This window comes from Haloarchaeobius salinus (assembly GCF_024464185.1).
GTDB classification, from domain to species: Archaea; Halobacteriota; Halobacteria; order Halobacteriales; family Natrialbaceae; genus Haloarchaeobius; species Haloarchaeobius salinus.
The window spans coordinates 1-25,823 of the sequence record NZ_JANHAU010000002.1 but is presented as its reverse complement, the minus strand read 5'-3'; the positions used below and the strand labels follow the sequence as shown (position 1 = coordinate 25,823).

Genomic DNA, 25,823 nt, shown 5'->3' with positions numbered 1-25,823 from the left:
TCGTCGCCCGTCCATCCGTGGCTGCTGGAACCGGATACCCGGATCCAGAACAGCCAGTTCCGAAGTCGCCTATTTTGGATTCGGGTATCCGGGTCGAAGCCGACGGACCCAAACCCCTCGCCCGCATACGGGACCGCAATCGAATGGAGATACGGTTCCTCGGTGGGGCGCGCGAGATCGGGCGGAGCGCCATCCTCGTCGACGGCTCGCTGCTGCTCGACTACGGGATGGCGTCGGGCAACCCGCCGCAGTACCCGGTGGACCGACCCGACCCCGAGGCGGTCGTCGTCTCCCACGGCCACCTCGACCACGTCGGCGCGGTGCCGTCGCTCCTGTCGGGCGACGAGCGCCCGCCCATCCACTGGACGCCGCCGACCGCCGAGCTGGCGCGGGTGCTCGGCCGGGACACGCTCAAACTGCACGGCGGGAGCTACGACTGCCCGTTCACCGAGGCGGAGCTGAAGCGCATGACCGAGGTCTCACGGACCCACGGCTACCAGCAGCCGTTCGAGGCCGCGGGCTACGAGGTGACGTTCTTCGAGGCCGGGCACATCCCCGGCAGCGCGCACGTCCTGGTCGACGACGGCGACACGCGGCTCCTCTACACCGCCGACTTCCACACGGAGGACCAGCGCCTGCTCGCCGGCTCGCGCGCCCGGCCCGACGCCGACGTGGTCGTCGTGGAGTCGACGTACGCCGACACCGAGCGCGAGTCCCGTGCCGCCATCGAGCACCGGTTCGTCGAGAGCGTGAAGTCGACGGTCTGGGAGGGCGGCACCGTCGTCGTCCCCGCCTTCGGCATCGGCCGCACGCAGGAGGTGCTCTGCGTCCTCGGCGCGCACGACGTCGACTGCTACGTCGACGGGATGGGCAAGGGCGTGACGCGAATGTTCCAGCGCCACGACGGCTTCGTCCACGACCCCGACACCCTCCAGCGCGGCGCGTCGAACGCCCGGTTCGTCACCGGGAAACCCGGCCAGCGCGAGCGCATCGCGGAGAAGAACACCGTCATCGTCACCACGTCGGGGATGCTCCACGGCGGGCCCGCGATGACGTACGTCCCGGAGATCCGGTCGAGCCCGACGAACAAGGTCGCGTTCACCGGCTTCCAGGTTCCTGGGTCTCCGGGGCACGAACTGCTCGAACGCGGCCGGGCCGACTTCGACGGGCGCATCCTCCCCGTCGCGGCCCGGACCGAACAGCACGACTTCTCCGCCCACGCCGACAGCGACGGGCTCTGGGAGTTCCTGCGGTCGTACCGCGACGCGCAGGTCCTGGTGAACCACGGCGACGACTGCGAGGACTTCGCCGCAGAGCTCGTCGCCGGCGGCTTCGACGCGAGCGCGCCGACGCTGGACGAGACCGTCGAGGTGTAGGCAGGCGGTCGTGCCGACCGCTCACGCGAGGACGAGCAGGTCGAACAGGTACCAGTCGCCGCCGTAGGACGCGACGGCGTTGCGGAAGCCGACGCGTTCGTCGTAGCTGTCGTACGACTGCAGGTCGTCGCCGATGCCGAGCCGGTCGACGACCGTCGAGAGCCCGTCCGAGAGCGGCGGCTCCTCGTGGTAGCGGTCGCCGGGCTCGCTCTCGACGGCGGTATCGAGCACGTCGCGGGCGGCGTCGGAGAGCGCGTCCCGGTCGAACCGGGCGTCGGGGACGGTCTCCTCGACGTACGAGTCGAGCGCGTCCCGCGACGTGGCGACCTGCTCGACGGCGAACGTCCGCTCGGGCACCGTCACGGTTCGTTCCTCGACCACGACGCGGTAGGTGCTGCCGGAGTAGTCGACGTAGTCGAACGGTGGTTCGGGGACGAGTTCGCTCGCCTCCGGGTCCATATCCTGATGGTACTCGACCGGGCGGAGGCCGTCGATGTCTGGTTCGCCGAGGAAGCCGTCGTTGTCCGCGTAGACCGCGTCGAGGGCGGCCTGCAGTATCTCGCGGTCCCGCCCCACGAGTCCGAACGGCTCGCCCGCGACGGTCGCGGAGTCGGGCGGTTCCTCGTCGGTCCGCTGGACCGCGAACAGCCACCGCTCGCGCTCGACCTGTCGCGTCGCCTCCGTGGTCACCTCGTGGTAGGCTTCGTCGCGCTGGAGGAACGTCGGCCTCGGTCGGGTCGCTGTCCCCCAGTCGTCGGGGCGGACCAGCGGCCACTGGACCGCGGTGGCGCTGCCGGTCTCGAACAGTTCGGCGAGCCAGTCGCGCTTCGTCTCGGTGTCGTAGTCGATACGGGTCTCGGCGCGGACCGCGACCGGGTCGTCGACGAGGAACTCCTCGGCGAGATCGGGGACGTCGTGGACGATCAGCCGGTAGCCGCTCGCGGAGCCGAAGCTCAGGCAGCCGGCTCCGGCGGTCGCGGCGAGACCGGCGACCGCGCCGGTACGCTGGAGGAGGGAACGGCGGGAGCAGGGCATCGTGTCAGATTCACGGACCGGCCGGTAAACGTCTTGTGTTCCGCTCAGCCGGCGAGAAAGTCGACGACGGGGTCGAGCTGTTCGTCGACGTTCAGCCCCGGTGGGTGCCCGCAGTCGAGTTCGAGCAGCTCCGTCTCGGGCCGTCGCTCGAGCATCTCCTCGACGGTCGGCTCGGTGAGCACGTCCGACTCGTGTCCCCAGATGACGAACGTCGGCAGGGCGAGCGCCTCCCAGTAGCCCCAGGCCGCCTCGGGGTCGGCGTTGCTCGAGAGCAGCGCCTCGACGATGCGCTCGTCGTAGTCGCGGGTGACCCGTCCGTCGTCGCGCCGTCGTGCGCTCGTGAGGGTGAACCGCCGCCACTCCGCGTCGGTCTGGGCGTTCATCGTTCCGTAGGTCTCCCGGTACCATGCCTCGAGTTCGGTGTAGGTGTCGAACGCGGGCGGGTCGGTGAGGTAGTCGACGATGCGCTCGATGCCCTCCTCGGCGTGGACGAAGACGGGACCGATGTCGTTGCAGACGAGGTGCGAGAGGGTGACGGCCTCGTCGTCGTCCGCGAGCAGCATCCCGAGCAAGCCGCCCATCGAGGTGCCGACGTAGCGGATCTCCTCGCGCTCGAACGTGTCGCAGAACGCGCGGAGCGTGCCGAGCAGCCCCTCCCACGAGTACTCGGTCTCGGGGTCGTCGGCCCACTCGCTCAGGCCGCGGCCGGGCATGTCCGGACAGACGACGCGGTATCCCTCGCCCACGAGCCGGCGCGCCAGCGGGTCGAAGTCGCGGCCGTTGCGCGAGAGCCCGTGGACGCAGACGACGAGCGGGTCGTCGGCGTCGCCCCAGTCTGTGTAGTGTACCTCGGTGCCGTCGACGGTGACGAAGGCGTCGGTCCGGGTCATGACAACACACACCGTGTAATCGAGTATAAACGGTTGCGTTAACGGTCGGTTTCGGTTCGCCGACACCGGACACGCCCGGACTGTCGGACCGGACAGCACTAAGCCGACGGGGCGACAGGCGAGCGTATGAGCCAGCGAGACGACGGGAACGAGTGGTCGGCCGACGACTACGACGGCGGGCACGCGTTCGTCTTCGAGTACGGCGAGGGCGTCGTCGACCTGCTCGACCCCGAACCGGGCGAGCGAGTGCTCGACCTCGGCTGTGGCACCGGCCACCTGACCGCCAGCATCGCCGAGTCGGGTGCGGCCGTGGTGGGCCTCGACGCCGACCGGGCGATGGTCGGCGAGGCCGCCCGCAGCTACCCCGACCTGCGGTTCGTGCAGGGGGACGCCCGGCAGTTCGCCTTCCGGGAGCCGTTCGACGCGGTGTTCTCGAACGCGGCGCTGCACTGGATCCACGAGCAGGACGCGGTGCTCGACTCCGTCGCCGACGCGCTCCGCCCCGGTGGCCGGTTCGTCGCCGAACTCGGCGGGGCTGGCAACGTCGCGTCCATCGTCGGCGCGGTCGAGGATGTGGCAGCCGAGCGGAGCTACGAGGTCGAGAACCCGTGGTACTTCCCGAGCGTCGGCGAGTACGCGAGTCTGCTGGAGACCCACGGCTTCGAGGTGCGATACGCGACCCTGTTCGACCGGCCGACCGAACTCGACGACGGCGAGGCAGGGCTGGCCGGGTGGCTCGGGATGTTCGGCGACGGGTTGCTCGGGCCGGTTCCAGAGGACGAGCGCGAGGCGCTGGTTTCGACGGTCGAGGACCGGCTCCGCGACGAGCTGTTCTCGGACGGGACGTGGACGGCGGACTACCGCAGGCTCAGGGTGGTCGCGCGGTGCGTCGCGGACTAGCAGTCAGACGAAGTGCGAGAGACGGGGGCGCGTACTCAGGAACCCAGCACGTCCGTCAGTGTGACGTCGGGGAGCCAGTGCACGCGCTCGTGTGGCGGAATACGGTCACAGCTCCGGCTCGATGTACACCAGCTTCACTCGACCGTCGACGTCGGACAGTGCCTGCTCGATCTGCTGGACAGCCTCGTCGATGTCGCCGGTCACGAGCTCCGGGTCGAAGCTCACGTCCGCCGTGACGAGTACCTTCCCGGTCCCGATGAACATCGTCCGGAAGTCATCGAGATGGACGACGCCCGCGTGGGACTCGACGGCCGTGCGCAGCTCCCGCTCGACGTCCGCGGGGAGACTCTCGCCGATGATGAGCCGCTTGTTCTCGATCGCCAGTGCCACCGCGAACGTCATGAGGAGAACTCCGATCACGACTGCGGCGGCGGCGTCGTAGGCGGGGTTCCCGGTGATACGTGTCGCAACGATCCCGAAGAGCGCGGTGAGGAGCCCCAGCAGTGCGACCGCATCCTCCGTGAAGGCAGTCAGCGTCGTGATGTCGCTCGTATGGCTAAACGCCTGGCGATAGCCCGACCAGTCGTAGACCTCCATCTGGCGTCGCAGTTCGGCGTTCGCCTTCGAGAGGGCGTACACCTCGAAGACGACCGCTCCGAGCAGGATGGCGACCACGATGTAGAACGGGTCCACCGGTGCCTGCAGATCGATCGTGACCCCGAGAAACTGCGCGGAGCCAGTTTCGATCTCGTGCCCGCCGGCGCGCAGTTCCGCGACACCGTGCGTGAGGCTCTTCCACCCTGCGGCCCCGAAGAGCAGCACCGAGACGAGGAACGCGTAGAAGAACTGGGTCTTCCCGTGACCGAAGGGGTGGGCTCTGGTCGCCTGCTGTTTGCTGCCTCTGATCCCGACCAGAAGCAGGACCTGATTGCCCGTGTCGGAGATGGAGTGGTAGGTCTCGGCGAGCATCGCTGGACTCCCGGTCAGCAAGAACCCGCCGAATTTCAGCACCGTGATACCGGCGTTAGCGAACAGTGCCGCGATCACGACGCCGGTACTTCCAGCAGCCATCTTCCAGAGGGATGGGGCACGCGAACGTTTCAAGTCGTCAGTCTTCACAGTGGACCGGGTTGTGATTATGTGAGGGACGGGTCGGTGCACTCGGTCACCGTGTCGCGAGTCGGTAAGGACGACGGGCTTCCACTTCGACCCCACCGCCTCCACCGCCCAACTCCGTTACAGGCGTCCGCCGTACGCCGTTCCACATCGGACTGGTCCGTGCCATCTGCCGCCGGTGGTTGGGTGGGCATTACCTGGTCACACTACTGTCGCCTGAGATATACGTGGGTTTGGCTCCAAACGATATACTGTAATGGAACGACAGCACGCGACGGTGCCTGTGACCGACGACCAGCCGGAGGCGGCGGTCTGATGGAGCGGCGAGCGAACGCGGCGAACACGTCACATCGGTCGACCATGCACTCGAACGGAGAGACACTGCCCCCGGAGACCCGTATCGGACGGACTGCACTCACGGTGTCGAAGCTCACGGAGATGGCCGACTTCTACCAGGATATCGTCGGGCTCACCGTGCTCGGTCGCTCCGACACGACCGCGGTCCTCGGTGTCGAGGAGACCCCGCTGCTCGTGCTGGAGCACGACCCGGATGCGCTCGGTCGACACCGGTCGGGGGCGGGGCTCTTTCACAACGCGTTCAGAGTCCCCTCTCGTGAAGCGCTGGGTGACGCGTTGGCACGTGTTCGTGAGCGCTGGCAGCTCGGTGGCGCATCCGACCACGGCGTGAGCGAGGCACTGTACCTGACTGACCCGGAGGGGAACGGAATCGAGATCTACCGGGATTACCCGCGCGAGGAGTGGCCTCGCGGCGACGACGGGACCATCCGTATGGGCACGTATTCCCTCGATCTCGAACCGCTGAGAGCCGCTGCCGCTGGCGAATCGGGACTCCCTGCTGGGACGGATGTGGGACACGTCCACCTCGAGGTATCCTCACTCGAGGAGTTCAGAGCGTTCTACGTGGATCGCGTCGGGTTCGAGGTGCAAACGGAGGTACCGGCCGCATCCTTCGTCTCTGCCGGCGGATACCACCACCACCTCGGGGCGAACACGTGGCACCACCGGTCCAGACCAGTCGACGGCAGGGGACTGTCCTGGTTCGAGGTGGTCCTTCCCGACGCGGACGCACTGGACGCGGTCCAGGATCGAGTCGCGGAGGGTCGGTACACGGTCACCGGGACTGACGACGGGATCGCCGTCACAGGACCAGACGGGATCGAGATGCGGTTCCGAGCCTGAACGGTCCGTCTCGCGCCGTTCAGCCCGCTCTTCTGACACCGGGCTCAGCCGGGCGAACAACCAGTGGTGGATACGCATCCACACCGCCCGGCAGTTCCGCCCGCGAGAACAGCGAACGGGCGAGCGTCGTCACGCCACCTCGCCGGCCAGCGCCACCGCCGCCTCCAGCGACAGTTCCTCCTCGACGTCGTCGAGCCGGTCGAGCAGTGCGCCGACGCGCTCCTCGGTCGGCTCCCTGCCGGCGCGTTCGAGGAGCCGACGAGCGGCCCCCGTGCCGGTCGCGCTCCCGAACAGGAGCCGGCGCTGGCCACCGAATCGGGCGGGGTCGAACGGCTCGAACGTGGCCGGGTCGTCGAGCATCGCGGCGGTGTGGAGCCCGGACTCGTGGGCGAACACCTCGTCGCCGAGCAGCGCCTTGGCGGGCTCGACGTCCTCGTCGAGCGCGTCGAGGACGGCCCGTGCAGTCGGGAGCAGTCGGCGCTCGTCCACGTCGAGGGTGAACGGCTCGTCGCCGACGACGGCTGCGGCGACGACCTCCTCGAGCACGGCGTTGCCCGCGCGTTCGCCGAGGCCGGCGACCGACACGTCGGCACGGGCGACGCCGAGGCGTGCGGCCGCGAGCGTGTTCGCGGTGGCGACCCCGAGGTCGTCGTGGAAGTGGACGCCGAGGTCGTCGAGGCTCGTCTCTATGGCTTCGAGGTGGTCGACGACACCAGCGGGCGTCCGGCCGCCGACGGTGTCGGCCATGGTGTACAGCTCGGCGTCGATGGCGTCGAACAGCGCGTCGAGGTCGGCCGGGTCGGTCCGGAAGCCGTCCATCGCGTCGAAGTGGACCTCGACGCCGTGGTCGCGGGCGCGGTCGGCGACCGTGACGACCGTGTCGAGGAGCTCCTCGCGGGATCTCCCGAGGACGTGTTCGAGCTGGCGGTCGCTCGTCGGCGCGAACAGGTTGACGACGTCGACGCCGGCGTCGATGGCGGCGTCCACGTCGGCCGGCACCGCACGGGCGATGCCGGTCGTCTTCGCGTCGAGGTCGACCCGCTCGCAGACGCGCCTCGTGCGGTCGTCGGCGACGGGGAAGCCGACCTGGATGTAGTCGACGCCGAGCGCGTCGAGTTCGCGGGCGGCCGCGACCTTCTGGTCGACGGTGTACTCGACGCCGGGACGCTGTTCGCCCTCGCGCAACGTGAGGTCGAGCAGCTTCATATGACGCCCTCCTCGCGGAGTCGGTCGACCGCCTCGTCGTCGTAGCCGAGCGCGTCGAGGACCGCCGTGGTGTCCTCGCCGAGTTCGGGCGGGTCGGTGGACTCGACGCGGTCGAAGCCGGTCGCCCGCGCGGGGAACCGGGGCGTCGCGATGCGGCCCCCGTCGCCCTCCGTCGCGCGGACCTCGGCGAGCGCGTCCGTCTCGTGGAGGTGCGGGTCGGCACAGACGTCGCGGGTGTCGTTCACCGGGGCGACGGGGACGCTCGCCGCCTGCAGTCGCGAGACGATCTCCTCGGCCGGGAGCTCCTCGCACCGTGCCTCGACGATGGCGTGGAGCACCGTACGGTTGTCGAGCCGGTCGGCGAGTTCGGCGAAGCGCTCGTCGTCCGCGAGGTCGAGGTCGAGCGCGTCGCAGAACCGCCGCCACGCGCGGTCCGAGGACGGCCCGATGAACACCCACTCGTCGTCGGCGGACTGGAAGACGTCGTAGGGGGCCCAGCCGGGGTGGCTCGCGCCCATCGGCTCGGGCACGTCGTCGTACGCCTGGGTGTACGCGAGCCAGTAGCCCATCAGGGCGACCGTGCTCTCGAACAGCGGCACGGTGACGTGCTGGCCCTCGCCGGTCGCGTCGCGCTGGCGCACCGCGCCGAGGACGGTCACCGCGGCGTACAGCGACGCGACCATGTCCGAGAGGCTGGTGCCCGAGCGCACGGGCGGCTGGCCGGGGTGGCCCGTCACGCTCATCACGCCCGAGAGCGCCTCGGCGACGGGGTCGAGCGCGGGGAACGACTCGTACGGCCCGGGGTTGAACCCCTTGATGGAGCAGTAGACGAGCTCGTCGTTCACCGCGGATAGGTCCTCGTAGCCGACGCCGAGGCGGTCCGCGGTGCCGGCCGCGAAGTTCTCGACGAGCACGTCGGCCTCCTCGACCAGCTCGTAGAAGATGGCCCGCCCATCCTCGGATTTCAGGTCGAGCGCGACGCCGAGCTTGTTCCGGTTGACGTAGTTGAACGAGCTGTTGCCGATGGGGCTCGAATCGCGGACGGCGTCGCCCCGTCCCGGTGATTCGACCTTGATGACCTCCGCGCCGAGGTCGGCGAGCACCATCGAGCAGAACGGGCCGGCGATGATGTGCCCGAGTTCGAGCACCGTCACGCCCGACAGCGGGCGGCCGTCCTCACCCGGCAACAGGCCGGGGGCGACGCGGCCGCCGTCGGCCCGGAGGCGGTGACCGGGGGGTGGCTGCTCGGCTGTGCTGTGGCGACGCTCGGTCCGCTGACCTCGTTCGTCGGCCGACGCGCTCTCTGCAGGGGGATTGGGTTCGTTCGTCATCGTGGTTGTAAGGTGGGTTGGGAGACTGTACCGGTGGTGTCACTGGGGCTGTGAGGGCCGCTCGCTCGGGAACGCGTCGCCGTGGCAGATGGTCCGGCCGTCGTCGCCGAAGACGAACAGGTCCGCGGGGTCGAAGCCGACGACGAACTCGTCGTCGTGTGCGACGTCGCCGAACGCGGCCGAGACGGCGTCGACCGCCGTACCGTCGGGTGTGTGGCCGTGGACGACGAACTCCGTGCCGAGCTGTTCGACGACCTCCGCGACGATGCGCAGCTCGTAGGTGCCGCCGTCGGGCGAGAGGTACTGCGGGCGGATGCCCAGCGTGACCGCCTCGCCGACGCGGTCGGCGAACTGGTCCTCGGGCGCGGCGACGGCGAAGCCATCGCCGGCGAGGACGAGCCCCTCGTCGGTCCGTTCGACGGTCGCGGGCAGGAGGTTGGTCGACGGCGTGCCGATGAACTCGGCGACGTACGCCGAGACGGGGTCGTCGAACAGCTCTCCCGGGGGCGCGAACTGCTCCAGCCGACCGTCGTTCAGCAGGATGACCTGGTCGCTCATCGTCATCGCCTCCGTCTGGTCGTGGGTGACGTAGACGACGGTGGCGTCGAGCTCCTGGTGGAGCCGCTGGACCTCGACACGGAGCTCGGCCTTGAGCTTCGCGTCGAGGTCGCTCATCGGCTCGTCGAGCAGGAGCACGTCGGGGTCCTGGACGAACGCCGAGCCGAGCGCGACGCGCTGTTGCTGGCCGCCCGACAGCTCGGCGGGCATCTTCTCCAGCTGTTCGGTGATCTGGAGGGTCTCCGCGGCCTCGTCGATGCGCTCGTCGCGGACCTCCTTCGACACGCCCTGTACCTTCAGCCCGTAGCCGATGTTCTGCCGGACGGTCATGTGGGGGTACAGGGCGATGGACTGGAACACCATCGCGCAGTTGCGCTCCTGTGGCGACTGGTCGGTCACGTCCTCGTCGCCGAAGGAGAGGCGACCCGAGGTCGGCGTCTCCAGCCCGGCGATCATCCGGAGCGTGGTCGTCTTGCCACAGCCCGAGGGGCCGACGAGCGTGGTGAACGACCCCTCCGGGATGGAGAGGGTGAGGTCGTCGACGGCGACGTGGGTCGCGCCGGCGGTGCGGTACTCCTTGCGAACCGTATCGAAGTGGATTGGACGTGCCATTATTCGAGCCCTCCGACGTTGAAGCCCTGGAGCAGGTAGTTCTGGAGGAAGACGGCGATGAGGAACGGCGGGATGCAGATGAGCAGCGAGACGGCCATCGTCTCGCCCCAGCCGATGGTGACGCGGTCGAGGAACAGGCTCGCCCCGACCGTGATGGTGTACATCTCGTCGCTGCTCATGACGACGCGGGACATGGTGAAGTCGTTCCACGCGACCGCAAAGGAGAAGATGGCCGCGGAGATGTAGCCCGGCCGTGCGACCGGGAGCACCACGTCCCAGACGGTGCGGGTGCGACTCGCGCCGCGCACCCAGGCCGACTCCTCCAGCGCGATGGGCACCGTCTGGAAGTACTGCCACATGAGCCAGATGGTGAAGGGCGCGGAGATGGCGGTCAGGCCGAGCGTCAGCGCGAAGTAGCTGTCGAGCATGCCGAGCGTGTAGAAGATGACGTACAGCGGGATGGCGAGCACGATGGGGCTGAACATGTACGAGAACAGCACCGCGCGTGCCGCCACGGTCTTGCCGGTGAACTCGAAGCGCGTGAGGCCGTAGCCCGCGGCGACCGCGAGCGACGTCGACAGGAACGTCGAGCTGATGGTGACGATGAGGCTGTTCGTGAAGTAGCGGACCGTGTCCGTCTGCTCGAGCAGCACCTCGAAGTTCCGGAACGTCAGGTCGGTGATCAGCAGGTGGACGTCGCCGCCCGCGAAGACGGTCGTGGGGTCCTGGACCGCGACGGCGACCATCACGTACACCGGGATGGTGACGAAGATGGCGACCGCCAGCGCGACGACGACGACCGAGACGCGCTTGATGCGCCGCTGGAGGTGTTGCGGGACGATGGAGCCGGCCTCACCTTCGCCGAGGCCCAGCATCAGTGCGCCACCTCCTTCTCGGGTTCGAACACCTTGAAGTAGACGACGGCGACCCCCGCGAGCAGGAAGAACATGATGCCCGCCATCGCGGTCGCGCCGCCGAAGTTCACCTCGTTGAACGCGAGCTCGTACACCCGGATGGGGAGCGTGGTCGTCGCGTCCAGCGGGCCACCCCTCGTGGAGAGGTAGATGATGTCGAACTTGTTGAACATCCAGATGCCCCTGACGAGCAGGATGATGAGGATGGCCCCCCGGAGGTGCGGGACGGTGATGTCCCGGAACGACTGCCACGGCGAGGCACCCTCGACGCGGGCGCGCTCGTAGAGGTTCGGGTCGATGGCCTGCAGCCGCGCGAGCAGGATGAAGAACGCGAACGAGCCGAACTTCCAGACGCTCGTGATGGCGACCGCGGGCATCGCCCACTCGACCGTCGAGAAGAACGCGATGGGTTCGCTCACGACGCCGTAGTCGACGAGCCACTGGTTGATGACGCCGATGTTCGGGTCGAACAGGAACTGCCAGATGAAGATGACCACGAGCGTCGGCAGCAGGTACGGGAAGATCATCATCGTCCGGAGGACGCTCCCGCCGCGGATCTCCTGGTTGACGACGAGCGCGAGCGCCAGCCCGATGATCAGGCTGAACACGGTCGTCGACACCGCGTACAGCACGCTGTTCCAGAGGAACAGCAGGAAGTCGCCGCTGGTCAGGATGGCGGTGTAGTTGTCGAGGCCGGCGAACGTCGGCGACGTCGTCGGGTTCTCGAACAGGCTCATCCCGAGCGCGTACAGGATTGGGATGGCCCACACCAGGGTGAAGAACGCGACGAGGGGCAGGAACGTGAGCCAGAGCAGCAGCCGCCGCTCGTCGAGGTCGGCGAACGGCTGCCTGAGGGTCGACGTGCTCATTGTGGCTGGACGACGGGATTCAACCCTGCAGCCCCCGCAGTTCGCTCGCGACCCAGTCGACCGTCTCCTCCGGCGAGCGGCCCCCGACGAGCAGCTGGTCGGCGGACTGCCCGAGCAGTTGCTGACCGTAGGCGTCCGCGGCGACGATGTTCGGCGCGCCGTCCCGGCCGGTGGCGAGGACGGTCGTGAACGCGTCCCAGTTGTCGCGGACGAGGTCCATCACCTCGGGGTGTTGCTGGATGGTCTCGTTGTTCTGCACCGCCTCGCTGTCGAGGCCCTCCCGGGTGGGCGGGAACTGGAACAGCGGCGCGGAGAGGATGAAGTCCATGAACCGCTCTGAGCTGCTGAAGAAGTCCACGAACTCGCGTGCGCCCTCGGTCGCGTCGCCGTCGTTCCAGACGACGTGTCCCTCCATGTACGCCCACCACTTGTCCTGTGCCTTCCCGTCGGGGACGGGGAACGCGGTGGGCGAGAGGCTGTCGACGAGGTCCGGCCGGTTCGCCTGGATGGTGAGGATGGGCAGGCCGCCGACGCTCATCGCGGCCGCGGCGTTCTCCTGCTGGAGCGCGGCGATGGCGTCGCCCCACTCCCAGCCGGAGCCGTTCGGTGCGTACTGCGCCATCGTCTGGAGCCACTCGTACGTCTCGACGGCCGCCTGACGGTTCCCGTCGTCGTCGATGGTCACCTGGATGTCGTCGGCCGGGCCGTCGTAGATGTTCACGTCGTTCTGCCACAGCGTCTGTGTGACCATCGTGTCCGCGTTGTTCGTCTGTCCGGACTGGACGACGTAGCCGTTGATGTCCTCCTCCTCGGAGATGCGCTGGGCCTCCGTCTGCCAGGTCTCCCACGTCGTCGGGTTCTCCGGGTAGAGGTCGTTGCGGTACCAGCCCATCAGCGGCTCGACCATCGTCGGGACGAAGTAGGACTCGCCGTCGACGTTCACCGGGTCGGGCAGGCCCGTCCCCTGCACAACGTCGCTTACCTGTGCCGCCTTGCCGTCGCGCTGGTAGCGGTAGGCGTCGGCGGACGTGTCGAAGATGATGTCCGGTGGGTTCCCCGCCGCGCGCATCCGCTGGAGCTGTTCGTCGGTCGAGGTGCCCTTCGACGTGTAGGTGACGTCGACCGTGTAGTCGTACTCGTTCTCGAACTCGGAGATGATCTGGTCGATGATCTCCCGCGAGTCGCCCCGGTCCGAGAGGTACTTGATCTCGTTCGAACCGCCGCCCGAACCGCCGCCGGTCAGTGAGTCGATGCACCCCGCGAGTGCGACCGTCGTGGCTGCGCCGGTCGCGGTCAGCAGCTGCCGCCTGGTCGATTGGTCCCGTGCCATGAGAACCGATAACACGGTAGATGGGGGAGCCAGTTCGCCCTTCACTTGTTGGCTCTTTAAGTATCCCCGGTCAGTGTGCGCCGTGTTCGACCGGGTCCGGCGGGCGCTCGACCGGCGGCGGGCTGCCGGCCTCGCCGCTGGCGTCGAGCGCGCTCCGCAGCAGCCGGGACTCGGCCTTGCGGAGGTGCTCGAGGAACGTCGAGTGCGTGATGTCGAGCTGTGCCGCGAGCGTCTCGGCGTCCGTCTCGCGCGGCCACTCGTAGTAGCCCGCCTCGATGGCCAGCCCCACGACCTCCGCCTGTCGCTCCGAGAGCATGGCCTCCGGGGCGCGATACGGCGTGAGTCGGGCGAGCTCCACCGACCCGATCTCCCGGAGTTCGGAGACGATGTTCCGCAGGTCGTCGCGCCGGAACACCACGATGTCGAACGTGCGCTGGCTGCCGCTGACCCGGTCCCACCACTGCATCATGCCGTGGTTCTTCCGGATGATGGGCAGCGCGCCGCAGGAGCGCTTCGTGAGCTGGATGTGGGTGTCGTCGACGCGCTCGACCTCGGGGACCTGGTCCGACGCCTCGAACGCGGCGATGAACTCCTCCACCCGCTCGCCCGCGTCGATGACGAACGCGATGTGCTCGTCGTCGAGGACCTCCTCGTGCTTGACCGCGAAGGAGGTGTCCCACCGGTTCGTCACCTCGCTCAGCACGCACTCCGTCTGGATATCGATGTAGAGCTTGGCCCGGTACATACCGAGGGTTTCGCATGAACGATAATCAGCGTTGCCCGCGTTCGCGTCGCACGTCTATCCTGAAGCGGCTGGCGGGCGCTCCGTCGGACGCCACTGTTCGCATCGGCGACGCAGCTCGCGACCACCGGTAGTACGGGGGACGTGGGTACGGCCCTCGCCGGCGACCCCCTGCAGACCGGCAGCCTGCTGGGACTCGCCATCGTCTCGCTGCTGCTGTGACGGCCGGGGTCAGTCCTCCGCGACGACCGGCTCCCCGAGCGCGTAGGTGACGCCCGTCAGCGCCTCGGAGACCTCCCAGAGCCGCTGTGCGCTCGGCTCGTCGTGCGAGCGCTCGCTCGACTCCTGCACCGCGGGATAGCCGCGCATGTCCATGAGCCCGCCCGGGCCGACGTACTCGCCGCCCTCGATACCGGGATGGGTGGCGGCGTACACCATCGGGAGCGCGCCGACGCGCGGCGACTGGCCGACGACGGCGTTGGCGACGCGCATCATCGCGAGCCGGAGCCACGAGCCGCTCGCCTCGGGGCCGCGGTACTGGAGGTTCGTCGACGAGTAGCCGGGATGGCAGCCGACGCTCGTCACGTCGTCGACACCGACTGCGTCGAGTCGCCGGTCGAGTTCGTACGCGAAGAGGAGGTTCGCGAGCTTCGACTGGGCGTAGGCGTCCCACCTGTCGTAGCTGCGCTCGCCGTGGAGGTCGTCGAACTCCATCTCGCCGCGCTCGTGCAGGCCGCTGGACTGGCTGACGACCCGGGCCTCGCCCTCGCTCGCCCGGAGCGCCCCGAGCAGGTGCCCGGTCAGCGCGAAGTGCCCGAGGTGGTTCACGCCGAACTGGGTCTCGAAGCCGTCCGTCGTCTCCGAGCGCGGGATCGCCATCACGCCGGCGTTGTTGCAGAGGACGTCGACCGCGGCGTAGTCGTCGCGGACGTCCGCGGCGAACGACGCCACCGAGTCGAGGTCCGCGAGGTCGCACTCGCGCACGTCGAGGTCGGCGTCGGGGACCGTCTGGCGCACCTCGGCGGCGGCAGACTCGCCCTTGCTCGTGCTGCGGCAGGCCATCACCACGGTCGCGCCCGCGTCGGCGAAGTGCTTCGTCCCCTCCAGCCCGAGGCCGCTGTTGGCCCCGGTGACGACGACCGTTCGCCCCGACTGGTCCGGCACGTCCGCCGCAGTCCAGTTGCTCATACTGGATTCCGTTTAGGAGGGCAGGCAGTCAAGGCTGTCGGCGAGCGCGGACCGTCGTGCCGTGAAGGGGAGACACCCAACCCAAACACTTTTGCACATTATGCAAGTAGTTGCAGTATATGCAAGAACGGGCCAAGGTACTGCTCGACTTTCCATTTCCGGAGGAGCGAGTCTTCCGATATCAGGCGATGCAAGACATCCTCCACCACCTGATGAACGAGCCATTCGAGGCGTACACGCAACAGGAGTTAGCCACCAGAACAGGTGCCGATATCTCGACGGTCTCACGCTCCATCGCGCTGCTTGAACAGCTCGGTGTCCTCGATATCAGCGATGGGAAGCCGGCTCGAATCGCGATCGACCAGAGCCATATCGAGCGTTCCGACCCCATCTTCTCGGTTCCACAGGAGGAGTTTCGTGACCCGATTCAAACGTTCCTCGAAGGGCTCACGAGCCGGGTAGATGACTCCAGGGAGGTCGAGGGAGTAGTCGGCGTCATCCTCTTCGGAAGCGTCGCCCGGGGAACTGCCGACCGAGGGAGCGATATCGACCTCTTGCTCATCGTGGAGGGCGACGGAACGTACGGACGCCGCATCGGGTCACAGATTGCCAGAGACCTCGAAGAGCGCCGGTTCGATGGCGACCGGTACCAGTTCGAGGTGCTCGTCGAGACGACAGAATCGGCCAAATCACACGGCGAGAAGTTACGAGAGATATTCGACGAGGGAATCGTGTTGAAACGGAGTGATAGATTACCGGACGTCCGAACGGCAGTGTACGCGGACGAACGGGGTGACGACTGAGCGATGCCGATCACCCTGGACGATATCGAGCCCACACTCACCGACGCAGAAACAGCGTTCCGTCACGGTGGACAGACAGCCGAGGACGGACTGGGCGTGTCGTCTGCGGAGCTGGTACAGCTCCGCAAGGCGTGTCGGTCACTCTCCGGTGCGGATCAGTTACTCGACGATGGGTACTACACGTTGACCGTCGAAGCTTCATTCACCTCGATTGAGAAGACGTTCATGTTCTGGCTGATCGAGGAGGGGCATCAGGACCCCAGCAACCCACCACAGTCACACACGACGGCCATCAACCGAAGTGCGGAGGTTGGATTCGTCAGCGCAGAGCTCGCGTCGCGATTGGACAATCTCTGGAGAGAGAACCGGGCACAGACGTACTATCAGGATGGGAAGGCGACCCGGGAACGAGCCGAGGCGATGCTCGAATTAGCGAATCGAATCCATAGACGGTGCATCAACATCGTCGGGCGTCGCCATGAGTGTCGCTGTCAACTCGGTTAGACGTCACCCCCCTGTTCGTCCCGACTGGTCCGGCACGTCCGCCGCAGTCCAGTTGCTCATACTGGACTTCGCTTGGGACGGCAAGCAGTCAAGGCTGTCGGCGAGCGCGGACTGGCTCGTGAGAACACAGCCACGGCGCGACAGCGAGTTCCACCCGGACGGCTGTCAGAACAGCGACTCGTAGTTCGTCCTCGTCAGGTAGACCTTCTCGCCGCCCAGACGGGTGTAGGCGGGCTCGAACGGCGGGAAGTCGAGCGCGCGGATCCGGTCGTACACGGCGAGTTCGTCGCCGTCGACGAGTTCGTCGAGGGGGATCTCCTTCGCGCCGTCGAGGCTGTCCTTCGCGTAGAAGTACCGCTCACCGTCGTACTCGGACTGGGGGGTCCCCATCTCGAGGACCTCGCCCGAGACGAGCTTCGGCAGCATCTCCTCGAACAGCTCGATGGATCGCTCCCGGACCTTCTCGTAGAGCGTCCGGCTGGTGTCGGTCTCGGTTATCTCGGCGAACCTGCGGTCGATGATGTCGCCCGCGTCGACCTGCTCGGCCATGAAGTGCATCGTGGTGCCGTGCCTCCAGTGGTCGTCCTCGCGAGCGTTCAGTATGGAGTGACTGAACACGTTACTCCCCCGGTACCGCGGGAGTTCGGCCTGATGGAGGTTGATCGCGGCCTCGTCGGGATGGTCGAGCAGCTCCGGCCCGAGGATGTTGGGGTAGTAGACGCTGAGCAGGTAGTCGAACTCGTAGTCGAGCACGTCCCGCTCGTCGGCGATGGGCAGCACGTCGTAGCCGAGGTCGTGCGCGAGCCGGTTGACCGAGCCGTCCCACCAGTGCTCCTCGTCCTCGGGGTACGTGACGACGACGGGGACCGAGACCGCCTCGTGGGCGTGGAGTCGTTCGAGGCAGGCCTCACCGAGCGGGTGGCTCCCGAAGAACGCGACGTCGATCATTGTAGGAACCGGTTCGGAGCCATCGCACATAGCTAGGTGGCAGCTACCGCAGGCCGGCACCCGGCCGGAACGGCCCGTCCGGGTGCTCGTGGGCGGGCCCCACAGGGACGCAACCGAACGGGCTTTGTATCACCGGACTGGACGGCGCTGTATGGACTCGGAGGTCCTCGTCGCGCTCGTCGTCGGTGTCCTCCAGGGCATCTTCGAGTGGTTGCCCGTCTCCAGCGAGGGCAACGTCACGGTCGTCCTGACCGCACTCGGGAGCGAGCCGGAGGCCGCGGTCCAGTACTCGCTGTTCCTCCACGTCGGTACCGCGCTCGCCGCCACCGTCTACTACCGCGACACGCTCGCCGACGTGGGCTGGACGCTGCCCGAACTGCGCCCCGACGACCCGTTCCGCGACGAGACCGCCACGCTCTCCTTCCTCGTGCTGGCGACGCTCGCCTCCGGTATCGTCGGCATCGCCGCCTACCTCGCCATCGAGGGGCTCGTCTCCGAACTCACCGGCGGCGCGGCCGTCGCGCTCATCGGCGTGCTGCTCGTCGTGACCGGCATCCTCCAGCGCGTCGCCGGCACGGGCGACGCCGACCGCGACGAGACGCCAGCGCCCGACGGCGGCGTCGCGGGCCACCGCGAGACGCCGACCGCCGTCGACGCCGTCCTGGTGGGCGCGCTCCAGGGCCTCGCCATCCTCCCCGGCGTCTCCCGGTCGGGGACGACCGTCAGCGCGCTGCTGCTGCGCGGCTACGAGGGCGAGGCGTCGTTCCGGCTCTCGTTCCTGCTGAGCGTGCCCGCCGCGCTCGGGGCCGGTGTGCTCGCCGTCCTCGACGGCGGCGGGCTCCCCACGCTCTCGCCGGTCGCCGCGCTGCTCGCGCTCGTCGTCGCCGCCGTCGTCGGCTACCTCACCATCGACGCGCTGATGCGGGTCGTGAAACGGGTCGCGTTCTGGGGCGTCTGTGTGGGCCTCGGGGCGCTTGCGATTGTGGGCGGCGGGCTGGCGATACTGCTGGCGTAGCGACACCGCGTGATCGGCAGAGAACGGCAGTTTCGAAACCCGACGAGAGAGCCATGTGATAGATCGACATACCAGCTGCATAGCTAAGTCTGTCCTCGAAGAACGCTGGAAACATGGGACTCTACGACCGGCTGACCTTCGAAGACGGGCTCGACGTGGATTTCCCAGATATCGACGGCGACCCCTACGGACTCACGTGGCAGACGAAGTCGATCAGCCGACACCATCCGCAGCTTGACCACTACAGGGTCACGGCCGACGGTCGTCTCTTCAGACAGGACTGCGAGTACGAAACCGTCCCCGAAACGGAACGGCCACTCTACGACGTCGAACTCGAAGGCTTCGAGAATCCGCTCGATGAGATGGCCGGAAGCATCCAGAGGGTTCACCACGGTTGGATCGACGTGGAGTACCACGGTCTCTTCGAGTTCCACACCTCCATCGATGGGGACTACATCAGTCTCGAGGCGAAGTTCACTGACGGATTGCTCGTCGCGATTCGAGACAACCAGGGGTAACAGACGTTCCGCATTCAGGACGCCTCCTGACGACCAACCCCACGAGTCGGTCCCGACAGCATTAGTTCGTTATAGAACGAAGCACCTCAATCTATATTAATACAGGCCGAGAACTGTGAGACATGACCGACGAGGAACCAAGCCTCGTGGAGCGACAGACCACAGGCGAGGACCGCGTCCGAATGGTCGCCCGTCAACTCTCGGAGCCACGGACGGCGAACTGGATCGCCTCCGAGGCCGAGTGGTCACACGGGCCGACGAAGCGCGTCCTCGAACGACTGGTCGAAGACGGGGTTCTGCACCGGGACGACAGCGGGACGCACACGACGTACTCCCCGGACTATCGTCGGCAGGCGATGCAGGAGGCGATGCGGCTCCGCGACGGGGCGCAGACGGTCGAGGAGCTGACCGACCGTCTCGCGGAGATGAAAGACCGCATTCGCGAGTGGGAGGACGAGTTCGGTGTCGAATCCCCGAACCAGCTCCGCGCGACGGTCGCCGAGAGCCACGTCGGACCCGACGAGGAGAAGCGTCGGAGAGACGTCGCACGTGACTGGGACCACCTCCAGCGTCGCATCCAGATCGTCGGCTTCGCGATCCGAGAGTGGGACTTCCTGGCACCGACCGCTGACCGTGCCGAAGCCAACAACTGACGAATGGCCGTCCAACACCCGGGTGGCGACCCGAACGCCAATCTGTACGCACAGCTCAAGCGGGATGTCCTCGACCGCGTCCCACAGATAACGGCCGTCGAATACGTTCCGGACGAGGTCGAAGCGAAGCAGTTGCGAACGACGTTCGACCCTTCTCGACTCGAACCCCCGACTGGTCCAGAGCTCCCGGAACTAGTCATCGGCTGGTACAGACAGACGCCGCACGACTGGTTCCGGGTCAACTGGCTCTGTTGAAATCCTATTAGTTCGATACTATCTGCGGTGAAACAGCCGGTGAGTGGGGTTGCGTATTTATCGGTGCGGGCTGTGTACTATCTCCTGTATGCCTGAAGAAGTTCTGTTCAAATCGGAGAGTGTCCAGAGTCGAGAAGAGATTGCATCGTACCTCCGGAAAGTCGCGGACAATCTCGACAGCGGCAACGCTATCAAGCTGAAAGCAGGCTCCGAGTCTGTAACGCTGAATCCTCCTGCCCGACCGACCTTCGAAGTCAAAGCTGAACGCGAAGGCCCGGCTGGCAACATGACTGAACGAAGTATCGAGTTCGAACTCGAATGGGACGAGAACGACGGTCAGGAGAGCAGCGGAAGTGATCAGTTAGAAATCGAGTAGTCACACCGCACGTTCACCGAACGAGTGATTCGCCCGTTTGCGGTGAACTAGACGCAACCGTTGTGCTGGATAGATGCTTTGTATGTCGGCGGCGTTCTTGACAGGTGGGAAGCAGTTCAACAAGGCAATCGGTACGTGAGGTTCCTGTACGTACCGATTATCCCCAAATCTGTCACGGATTGAGGATTTCAACAGAGCCGGTCAACTACAGCGACACGAGCACCGGGTTCCACGCCGGCTGGCACCAGGACGAAGACCACACCGAACTCGGTCGAGCCCACTTCCAGTACTCGGCCGACGACGAGGAAGACCGGTGGGGAGTCACGTTCGAACACCAGACGCCGTCGCTGATCCTCTGGGAAATCGTCGAGGACCTTCTGGAGGAAGTACTTCCGAGATACGCGTCGGGGGTCTGAGGCGGGCGCGTCACAGGACGATCCGAGAGGCCATCGAACGTGGGACTACTGTTTTGTCGCTGGCTGCTGTCTCTCGAAGTATGGGAGATCGCGCCTGCTACCGCGAGTTCTGCCCCGACTGCGACGCCCAGGTCACCATCGTCGACGAGGAGTGTCCCGACTGCGGGCGGTCGCTCGTAATCGACTGAGGAGGCCGTTTCAGTGGTGACGGCCACGGACACCGGCGAGACGGGAGTAGCAGCATCCGCTTCTCCGAGACCCCCTCTCATGAGAGGTCACATGGTTATACCGAGAGGTACGCATTGACTTCCCATGTCACACATGAACAAGGCCAATGGTGGGTCCAGTCGTAGCGCGACCAGTCGACGCGGGCTGCTCGGGGCACTCGCCGGCGCTGGCACCGCATCGCTGGCCGGGTGTATCAATGCGTTCGGCGGTGGAGGCGGGACTGCAGACGAGATCGTCCTCCAGATGGAGGGTGGAACCATGCTGGACGCGCTGGAGTCGGAGGCGTTCGAACCGTTCGAGGAGGAGTTCGGGACGACCGTCGAGGTCGCCCTCCGGAGCAGCCAGCAGAGCGGGTACGCACAGATCAAGGCGGGCCAGGCCGAGGTCGACATGGCGAGTGTCCCACCGTTCACGCTCTACAACGGGACCATGGAAGAGGTCTGGGAGCCGATCGACCCGTCCGAGATCCCGAACTACGAGAGCAACGTCCTCGACCCGCTGAAGAACCCGATCTTCGACCCGGGCGAGCAGATACACGGCGTCCCGCACGCCTACGGTACCGTCGGGATGGCGTACAACAACGAGGAGCTCGACGACCCGACGTCGTGGAGTGCGATGTGGGACGAGGCGTACTCGGGCCACGTCGCCCCCGAGGGCTTCGGCTTCATCCGCGTGTTCACGACCGCCCTCGAGATGGGGATGGACCCCAACGACATCGGGGCGGAGAGCTCCTACGATGAGGCGATCGAACAGATCTGGCAGCGCGTCGCCGAACAGCAGGACCTCGTCGTCACGAACTGGACGAGCGGCGACGAGCTGGGACGGCTGTTCACGTCGACCGACGCCTGGGTGGGCGAGGCCTGGGGCAACGTCATCTACGGGGCGGTGCAGGACGGGAACGACCACCTCAGCTACGTCATCCCGGACGAGGGAGCGTACGGCTACACCCAGAACCACGCACTCGTGGAGGGGATCGAGGACGACAAGCGGGAGGCGTGCCTGGAGTTCATCAACTTCCTCCTGCGGGACGAGATCCTCAGGCCGGTCGTCGAGAAGCTCGGGCTGCCGCCGTCGACCAGCGTCACCTCCGACACCATCACGGGCCTCTACGACTACGACCCGTCCGGCGGCGAGGGGCTGAAGTTCCCCGACGTGGAGTACATCAACGAGCACAACGACGAGTGGTCCCAGCGGTGGGAGGAAGTGCGTGGGAACTGACCGGACCCCGAAATCAGAGGGTGACACGACATGGCATTTCTGGAGCTAGACGAGATACGGAAGGAGTTCGGCGACCTCGTCGCGGTGAACGACGTGTCGCTGGACATCGAGGAGGGACAGTTCGTGACCATCGTCGGCCCGTCGGGCTGTGGGAAGTCGACGATCCTCCGGTCGATCACCGGACTGGAGACGCTGACAGACGGCGAGATACGGCTCGAGGGCGAGGACATCACGGACCTGCCGCCGTACCGACGCAACATCGGGCTGGTGTTCCAGGACTACGCGCTGTTCCCGCACAAGACCGTGTTCGAGAACGTCGCGTTCGGTCTGAAGATGCGCAACGCCCCGGAGGAAGAACAGCGCGAGCGCGTCGAGGAGATGCTCCGGATGGTGAACCTGGAGGGCTACGAGGAGAAGTACCCGGAGGAGTGCAGCGGCGGTGAGCAACAGCGCATCGCGGTGGCACGCGCCATCGCGTTCGACCCGGACCTCGTGCTGATGGACGAGCCGCTGTCGAACCTCGACAAGAACCTCCGGACGAGCATCCGGAGCGAGCTGCGGCGCATCCAGGAGGAGACGGGGGTCACGACGGTCTACGTCACGCACAACCAGAACGAGGCGCTGTCCCTCGGCGACAAGATCGCCGTGATGAACGACGGGCGACTGGAGCAGTTCGATGCGCCAGAGAACGTCTATCGGGGGCCGGAGACGCGCTTCGTCGCGGACTTCCTCGGCCGGTCGACGGAGGTCGTCGGGACGTACCGCAGGGAGAACGGGCGCGCAGTCGCCGAACTCGCGGACGGCGTCGAACTGCAGGTCCCCGACGACGAGGAGCTTGCCCCGGGAGACGCGGTGTCGCTGTTCCTCCGCGACGAGAAGCTGAAACTCGTCGACGGCACCGAACCGGAGACCAACGTCATCGAGGGAACCATCGAGTCCGTCGACTACCGGGGCCGCGACATCAACTACTTCATCCGCGTGCCCGAGCTGGACCAGACGCTCCAGGTGAGCCACATCGCCGACCACAGCGAGGAGGTCTTCCACGAACTCGGTGACACCGTGTCGATGCACATCGAGCCAGCGAACGTCACGTGTCTGCCGGCCGGGGACGCACCCGTCGCCGAGCAGGGCGAGCCATGAGCACGGAGCGTGCACGCTTCGGGAAGGTGCGAGACCGCGTGATGGAGAGCGACCTGGTCAGACTCCTGCTCTCACCGGGGCTGGGGATCGCCTGGGTCCTCCTGTTCCTGTTCCTGCCGATGACGGTCATCGTCGTCATCAGTTTCTCCGTGCCCGGCGACTTCGGGAACGTCATCTACGAGTTCACGCTCGCGAACTACGAGCGGTTCTGGGAGGCCGACGTCTACAAGAACATCATCCTCGAGTCGCTCGTCTACGGTGTCGTCGTGACGCTCCTGGCGCTCCCGCTGGGCTACACCGTCGGCTACTTCCTCGGCCGGTCGAAGACCGACTGGAAGTGGGTGCTGCTCGGGCTGGTCGTCCTCCAGTACTGGGTGCCCTTCATCATCAGGACGTACGCGTGGATCATCGTCCTCTCGAACAACGGCGTCCTGAACGGGCTCCTCCTGGACCTTGGCGTCATCGCGTCGCCGCTCGACATCATGTACACGGACTACAGCATGATACTCGGGCTGACCGTGAGCCTGCTGCCGTTCATGATACTGCCCGTCTACGTCTCCGTCAGCACCATCGAGGAGGACCAGATACACGCCGCGAAGACGCTCGGGGCGACGGACTTCCGGGCGTTCCGCGAGATCACGCTCCCGCAGTCGCTTCCCGGCATCGTCTCGGGGATCCTGTTCGTGTTCATCATCTCCGCGGGCGCGTTCCTCGCGCCGACGCTCCTGGGTGGCCCCAGCACGCGGATGATCGCGCCGGTCATCGAGACGGTGTTCATCCTCGACTTCAACTGGCCGTTCGCCGCCGCGCTGTCGCTCATCTACTTCGCCATCATCGGCGTCCTGCTGTACTTGTTCACGCGGCGCGTCGACCTCGAAGAGGCGCTGGAGACGGGGGTGGCCTGACGTGGCGACCGAAACCGACGCCGTGACCCAGGGCGAGACGGACGTCGACGCCGAACGGGGCTACTTCGGGATCACGCTCTCGACGCGGACCAAGTGGAACCTCATCCGCGCGGTCACGGTGTTCGTCTACGTGCTGATGCTGCTGCCGCTCGCGGTCATCGTCATCAACTCGTTCAACCCGTCGCGGCTCGGGAACTTCCCGCCGTCCTCGCTCAGCCTCCGGTGGTACGAGGCGCTGCTCGCGGACACCCGGATGCTCCGGGCGCTCTGGAACAGCTTCCAGGTCGGGGTCGCGGCCGCGCTCGGGGCCGGCCTCGTCGGGACGCTCACGGCGATGGGGTTCGTCCGCAACGACTTCCCCGCGCAGGACGCCCTCGTCATCGTCATGCTGTCGCCGCTGCTCATCCCGCCCATCATCGTCGGCGTCGCCTCGACCATCTTCTTCGGCCAGATCGGTCTCGAGCGGTCGCTCGCCTGGCTCATCGTGATGCACACGCTGCTGGGGCTCCCCTACGCGTTCCTCATCATCCGCAGCCAGCTCTACCTGTTCGACGAGACCCTGGAGGAGGCCGCGAAGACCCTCGGTGCCAACCCGGTGACGACGTTCCGCGAGGTCACCTTCCCGCTCATCTCGCCGTCGATCCTCACCGCGATGGTCATCGTCTTCGTCATCTCGTTCGGCGAGTTCACGGCGACGCAGTTCTGGGTGAAACGGACCACGACGACCGTCCCGGTCGTCATCTTCTCGATGCTCCGGACGAGCATCAGCCCGCAGATCGACGCGCTCGCGACGGTGATGCTCGTCATCACCATCGCCATCCCGCTGCTCGTCCTCGGGATCCGGCGGTACCTGCTGGGGACCTGAGTCCTCCCGTTTCGGGTGGGAGACCGACATCTCAACACAAGAACTCGGCATCGGCCATCATCGTCTCACTAATTATGGACTTCTGGGCTTGGTCAATGGATTCGGAATCGTACGAACTGACCGAAACAGATTTATTATACAATCGGCTACATCTGGGTACATTATGCCGGTGCTCCTCGAAGACCACGACTCCGAACTCAACCTTCGTCCGGGAACCACGAAGTCAGATATCGTGGCGTACCTGTACCAGAATCCCAAATGGGGATACTCCCCGCAGGACCTCACGGAAGCCCTCGACATCCCCAGAGGGACTGCCACAACCACACTGAAACGTCTCTACGACGACGGCTACATCGGCAAAACAGACGACGGCTATTACTACGCTCTGAGCGAACGGGACGACATTCGCCGGTACGTCTCTAGTCTCAACCAAGTAGATCGGATGTTCGGTCACCACCGCGATGCGGACGCCAATCCCGAAGAACCCGAGAAACAAATCGGTGAGGGTCGCACTGATGAGGAACTCGATGCAGAACTCGAAGAGCTGGAAGACGACTTAGATGATTGACATTCTCCCCGCCCTGAACAGTAGACGCCGAATCAAATCGTTCTCGGAGTTGAACCTCTCCACTGATTCGGTCTCGCAATGAGTTTCGGAATATCTCTCGACGAACTCTGTGGAGACCGAGCGAGGGAACGCCGCCGAACGTAG

The 25,823-nt window shown here is 66.5% G+C and carries 26 protein-coding genes and 2 pseudogenes; 16 read left to right on the top strand and 12 right to left on the bottom strand.

Annotation, left to right across the window (positions count from 1 at the left end; genetic code table 11):
- The first annotated feature begins 143 nt into the window (after nucleotides 1-143).
- Nucleotides 144-1,376, top strand: a complete 1,233-nt coding sequence (locus NO345_RS06610; protein WP_256297643.1) for an MBL fold metallo-hydrolase — start codon at nucleotides 144-146, stop codon at nucleotides 1,374-1,376.
- 21 nt (nucleotides 1,377-1,397) lie between these two features.
- Here the strand turns inward: NO345_RS06610 and NO345_RS06605 are convergent, their stop codons facing one another.
- Both NO345_RS06605 and NO345_RS06600 read right to left on the bottom strand, forming a co-directional pair.
- Nucleotides 1,398-2,411, bottom strand: coding sequence for a hypothetical protein (locus tag NO345_RS06605; protein WP_256297641.1), 1,014 nt, complete (start codon nucleotides 2,409-2,411; stop codon nucleotides 1,398-1,400).
- 44 nt (nucleotides 2,412-2,455) lie between these two features.
- Entirely contained in the window at nucleotides 2,456-3,301 is an 846-nt protein-coding gene (locus NO345_RS06600) for an alpha/beta fold hydrolase (protein ID WP_256297639.1), read from the bottom strand.
- 126 nt (nucleotides 3,302-3,427) lie between these two features.
- On the opposite strand from NO345_RS06600, the gene NO345_RS06595 reads away from it, so the two are divergent.
- Nucleotides 3,428-4,201: a class I SAM-dependent methyltransferase gene (locus NO345_RS06595; RefSeq protein ID WP_256297637.1), complete on the top strand. Its 774-nt coding sequence runs from the start codon at nucleotides 3,428-3,430 to the stop codon at nucleotides 4,199-4,201.
- A 105-nt stretch (nucleotides 4,202-4,306) separates the two neighbouring features.
- On the opposite strand, the gene NO345_RS06590 is transcribed toward NO345_RS06595, so the two are convergent.
- Nucleotides 4,307-5,272, bottom strand: a complete 966-nt coding sequence (locus NO345_RS06590; protein ID WP_256297635.1) for a cation diffusion facilitator family transporter — start codon at nucleotides 5,270-5,272, stop codon at nucleotides 4,307-4,309.
- A gap of 405 nt (nucleotides 5,273-5,677) precedes the next feature.
- Between NO345_RS06590 and NO345_RS06585 the strand changes: the two genes are divergently transcribed.
- Nucleotides 5,678-6,517, top strand: a complete 840-nt coding sequence (locus NO345_RS06585) for a VOC family protein (RefSeq protein ID WP_256299545.1) — start codon at nucleotides 5,678-5,680, stop codon at nucleotides 6,515-6,517.
- A 129-nt stretch (nucleotides 6,518-6,646) separates the two neighbouring features.
- Here the strand turns inward: NO345_RS06585 and NO345_RS06580 are convergent, their stop codons facing one another.
- The 8 genes from NO345_RS06580 to NO345_RS06545 all read right to left on the bottom strand — a co-directional run bounded on the left by NO345_RS06580 (nucleotide 6,647) and on the right by NO345_RS06545 (nucleotide 15,267).
- A complete protein-coding gene (locus NO345_RS06580) occupies nucleotides 6,647-7,723 on the bottom strand; it encodes a LeuA family protein (RefSeq protein ID WP_256297633.1) in 1,077 nt (358 codons plus the stop codon).
- Complete coding sequence (locus NO345_RS06575; protein ID WP_256297631.1) at nucleotides 7,720-9,054, bottom strand: CaiB/BaiF CoA transferase family protein; 1,335 nt, start codon at nucleotides 9,052-9,054, stop codon at nucleotides 7,720-7,722. The genes NO345_RS06580 and NO345_RS06575 overlap by 4 nt, the downstream gene beginning before the upstream one ends.
- A 39-nt stretch (nucleotides 9,055-9,093) precedes the next feature.
- Complete coding sequence (locus NO345_RS06570; RefSeq protein WP_256297629.1) at nucleotides 9,094-10,224, bottom strand: ABC transporter ATP-binding protein; 1,131 nt, start codon at nucleotides 10,222-10,224, stop codon at nucleotides 9,094-9,096.
- Complete coding sequence (locus NO345_RS06565) at nucleotides 10,224-11,099, bottom strand: carbohydrate ABC transporter permease (RefSeq protein ID WP_256297628.1); 876 nt, start codon at nucleotides 11,097-11,099, stop codon at nucleotides 10,224-10,226. Before NO345_RS06565 ends, NO345_RS06570 begins: the two co-directional genes overlap by 1 nt.
- Nucleotides 11,099-12,007: a carbohydrate ABC transporter permease gene (locus NO345_RS06560; protein WP_256297626.1), complete on the bottom strand. Its 909-nt coding sequence runs from the start codon at nucleotides 12,005-12,007 to the stop codon at nucleotides 11,099-11,101. The genes NO345_RS06565 and NO345_RS06560 overlap by 1 nt, the downstream gene beginning before the upstream one ends.
- Before the next feature lie 19 nt (nucleotides 12,008-12,026).
- Nucleotides 12,027-13,337 carry an ABC transporter substrate-binding protein gene (locus tag NO345_RS06555; RefSeq protein WP_256297624.1) on the bottom strand — a complete coding sequence of 437 codons (1,311 nt, stop codon included), beginning with the start codon at nucleotides 13,335-13,337 and terminating at the stop codon, nucleotides 12,027-12,029.
- A gap of 70 nt (nucleotides 13,338-13,407) precedes the next feature.
- Nucleotides 13,408-14,082 carry a helix-turn-helix domain-containing protein gene (locus NO345_RS06550; RefSeq protein ID WP_256297622.1) on the bottom strand — a complete coding sequence of 225 codons (675 nt, stop codon included), beginning with the start codon at nucleotides 14,080-14,082 and terminating at the stop codon, nucleotides 13,408-13,410.
- A gap of 228 nt (nucleotides 14,083-14,310) precedes the next feature.
- Nucleotides 14,311-15,267, bottom strand: a complete 957-nt coding sequence (locus NO345_RS06545; RefSeq protein ID WP_256297620.1) for an oxidoreductase — start codon at nucleotides 15,265-15,267, stop codon at nucleotides 14,311-14,313.
- Nucleotides 15,268-15,386: 119 nt separating this feature from the next.
- Between NO345_RS06545 and NO345_RS06540 the strand changes: the two genes are divergently transcribed.
- Both NO345_RS06540 and NO345_RS06535 read left to right on the top strand, forming a co-directional pair.
- The gene (locus NO345_RS06540) at nucleotides 15,387-16,070 is read left to right on the top strand and encodes a nucleotidyltransferase domain-containing protein (RefSeq protein ID WP_256297618.1); all 684 of its coding nucleotides are present in this window, start codon (nucleotides 15,387-15,389) and stop codon (nucleotides 16,068-16,070) included.
- A gap of 3 nt (nucleotides 16,071-16,073) precedes the next feature.
- Nucleotides 16,074-16,574, top strand: coding sequence for a DUF8154 family protein (locus NO345_RS06535; protein WP_256297616.1), 501 nt, complete (start codon nucleotides 16,074-16,076; stop codon nucleotides 16,572-16,574).
- A gap of 165 nt (nucleotides 16,575-16,739) precedes the next feature.
- Here NO345_RS06535 and NO345_RS06530 read toward each other — a convergent pair whose 3' ends face one another.
- A complete protein-coding gene (locus tag NO345_RS06530) occupies nucleotides 16,740-17,522 on the bottom strand; it encodes a methionyl-tRNA formyltransferase (protein ID WP_256297614.1) in 783 nt (260 codons plus the stop codon).
- A gap of 151 nt (nucleotides 17,523-17,673) precedes the next feature.
- Between NO345_RS06530 and NO345_RS06525 the strand changes: the two genes are divergently transcribed.
- From NO345_RS06525 to NO345_RS06475, 11 genes and pseudogenes are all read left to right on the top strand, one after another.
- A complete protein-coding gene (locus NO345_RS06525; protein ID WP_256297612.1) occupies nucleotides 17,674-18,537 on the top strand; it encodes an undecaprenyl-diphosphate phosphatase in 864 nt (287 codons plus the stop codon).
- 113 nt (nucleotides 18,538-18,650) lie between these two features.
- Nucleotides 18,651-19,055 (top strand): hypothetical protein, encoded by a 405-nt coding sequence (locus tag NO345_RS06520; RefSeq protein WP_256297610.1) that lies wholly within the window; start codon nucleotides 18,651-18,653, stop codon nucleotides 19,053-19,055.
- 122 nt (nucleotides 19,056-19,177) lie between these two features.
- Nucleotides 19,178-19,708: a DUF7342 family protein gene (locus tag NO345_RS06515; protein ID WP_256297609.1), complete on the top strand. Its 531-nt coding sequence runs from the start codon at nucleotides 19,178-19,180 to the stop codon at nucleotides 19,706-19,708.
- Nucleotides 19,709-19,711: 3 nt separating this feature from the next.
- Nucleotides 19,712-19,954: pseudogene (locus NO345_RS06510) on the top strand (hypothetical protein); the annotation flags it as partial.
- Between the two features lie 97 nt (nucleotides 19,955-20,051).
- A complete protein-coding gene (locus NO345_RS06505; RefSeq protein WP_256297605.1) occupies nucleotides 20,052-20,339 on the top strand; it encodes an amphi-Trp domain-containing protein in 288 nt (95 codons plus the stop codon).
- Nucleotides 20,340-20,539: 200 nt separating this feature from the next.
- Nucleotides 20,540-20,755 (top strand): annotated as a pseudogene (locus NO345_RS06500) (hypothetical protein); the annotation flags it as partial.
- A gap of 312 nt (nucleotides 20,756-21,067) precedes the next feature.
- Entirely contained in the window at nucleotides 21,068-22,201 is a 1,134-nt protein-coding gene (locus tag NO345_RS06495) for an ABC transporter substrate-binding protein (RefSeq protein ID WP_256297601.1), read from the top strand.
- Between the two features lie 30 nt (nucleotides 22,202-22,231).
- Nucleotides 22,232-23,341 carry an ABC transporter ATP-binding protein gene (locus tag NO345_RS06490; RefSeq protein ID WP_256297599.1) on the top strand — a complete coding sequence of 370 codons (1,110 nt, stop codon included), beginning with the start codon at nucleotides 22,232-22,234 and terminating at the stop codon, nucleotides 23,339-23,341.
- Nucleotides 23,338-24,246 carry an ABC transporter permease gene (locus NO345_RS06485; RefSeq protein WP_256297597.1) on the top strand — a complete coding sequence of 303 codons (909 nt, stop codon included), beginning with the start codon at nucleotides 23,338-23,340 and terminating at the stop codon, nucleotides 24,244-24,246. The genes NO345_RS06490 and NO345_RS06485 overlap by 4 nt, the downstream gene beginning before the upstream one ends.
- Nucleotide 24,247: 1 nt before the next feature.
- Entirely contained in the window at nucleotides 24,248-25,111 is an 864-nt protein-coding gene (locus tag NO345_RS06480) for an ABC transporter permease (protein ID WP_256297596.1), read from the top strand.
- A gap of 163 nt (nucleotides 25,112-25,274) precedes the next feature.
- The gene (locus tag NO345_RS06475; protein ID WP_256297593.1) at nucleotides 25,275-25,679 is read left to right on the top strand and encodes a winged helix-turn-helix domain-containing protein; all 405 of its coding nucleotides are present in this window, start codon (nucleotides 25,275-25,277) and stop codon (nucleotides 25,677-25,679) included.
- Nucleotides 25,680-25,823: the final 144 nt, after the last annotated feature.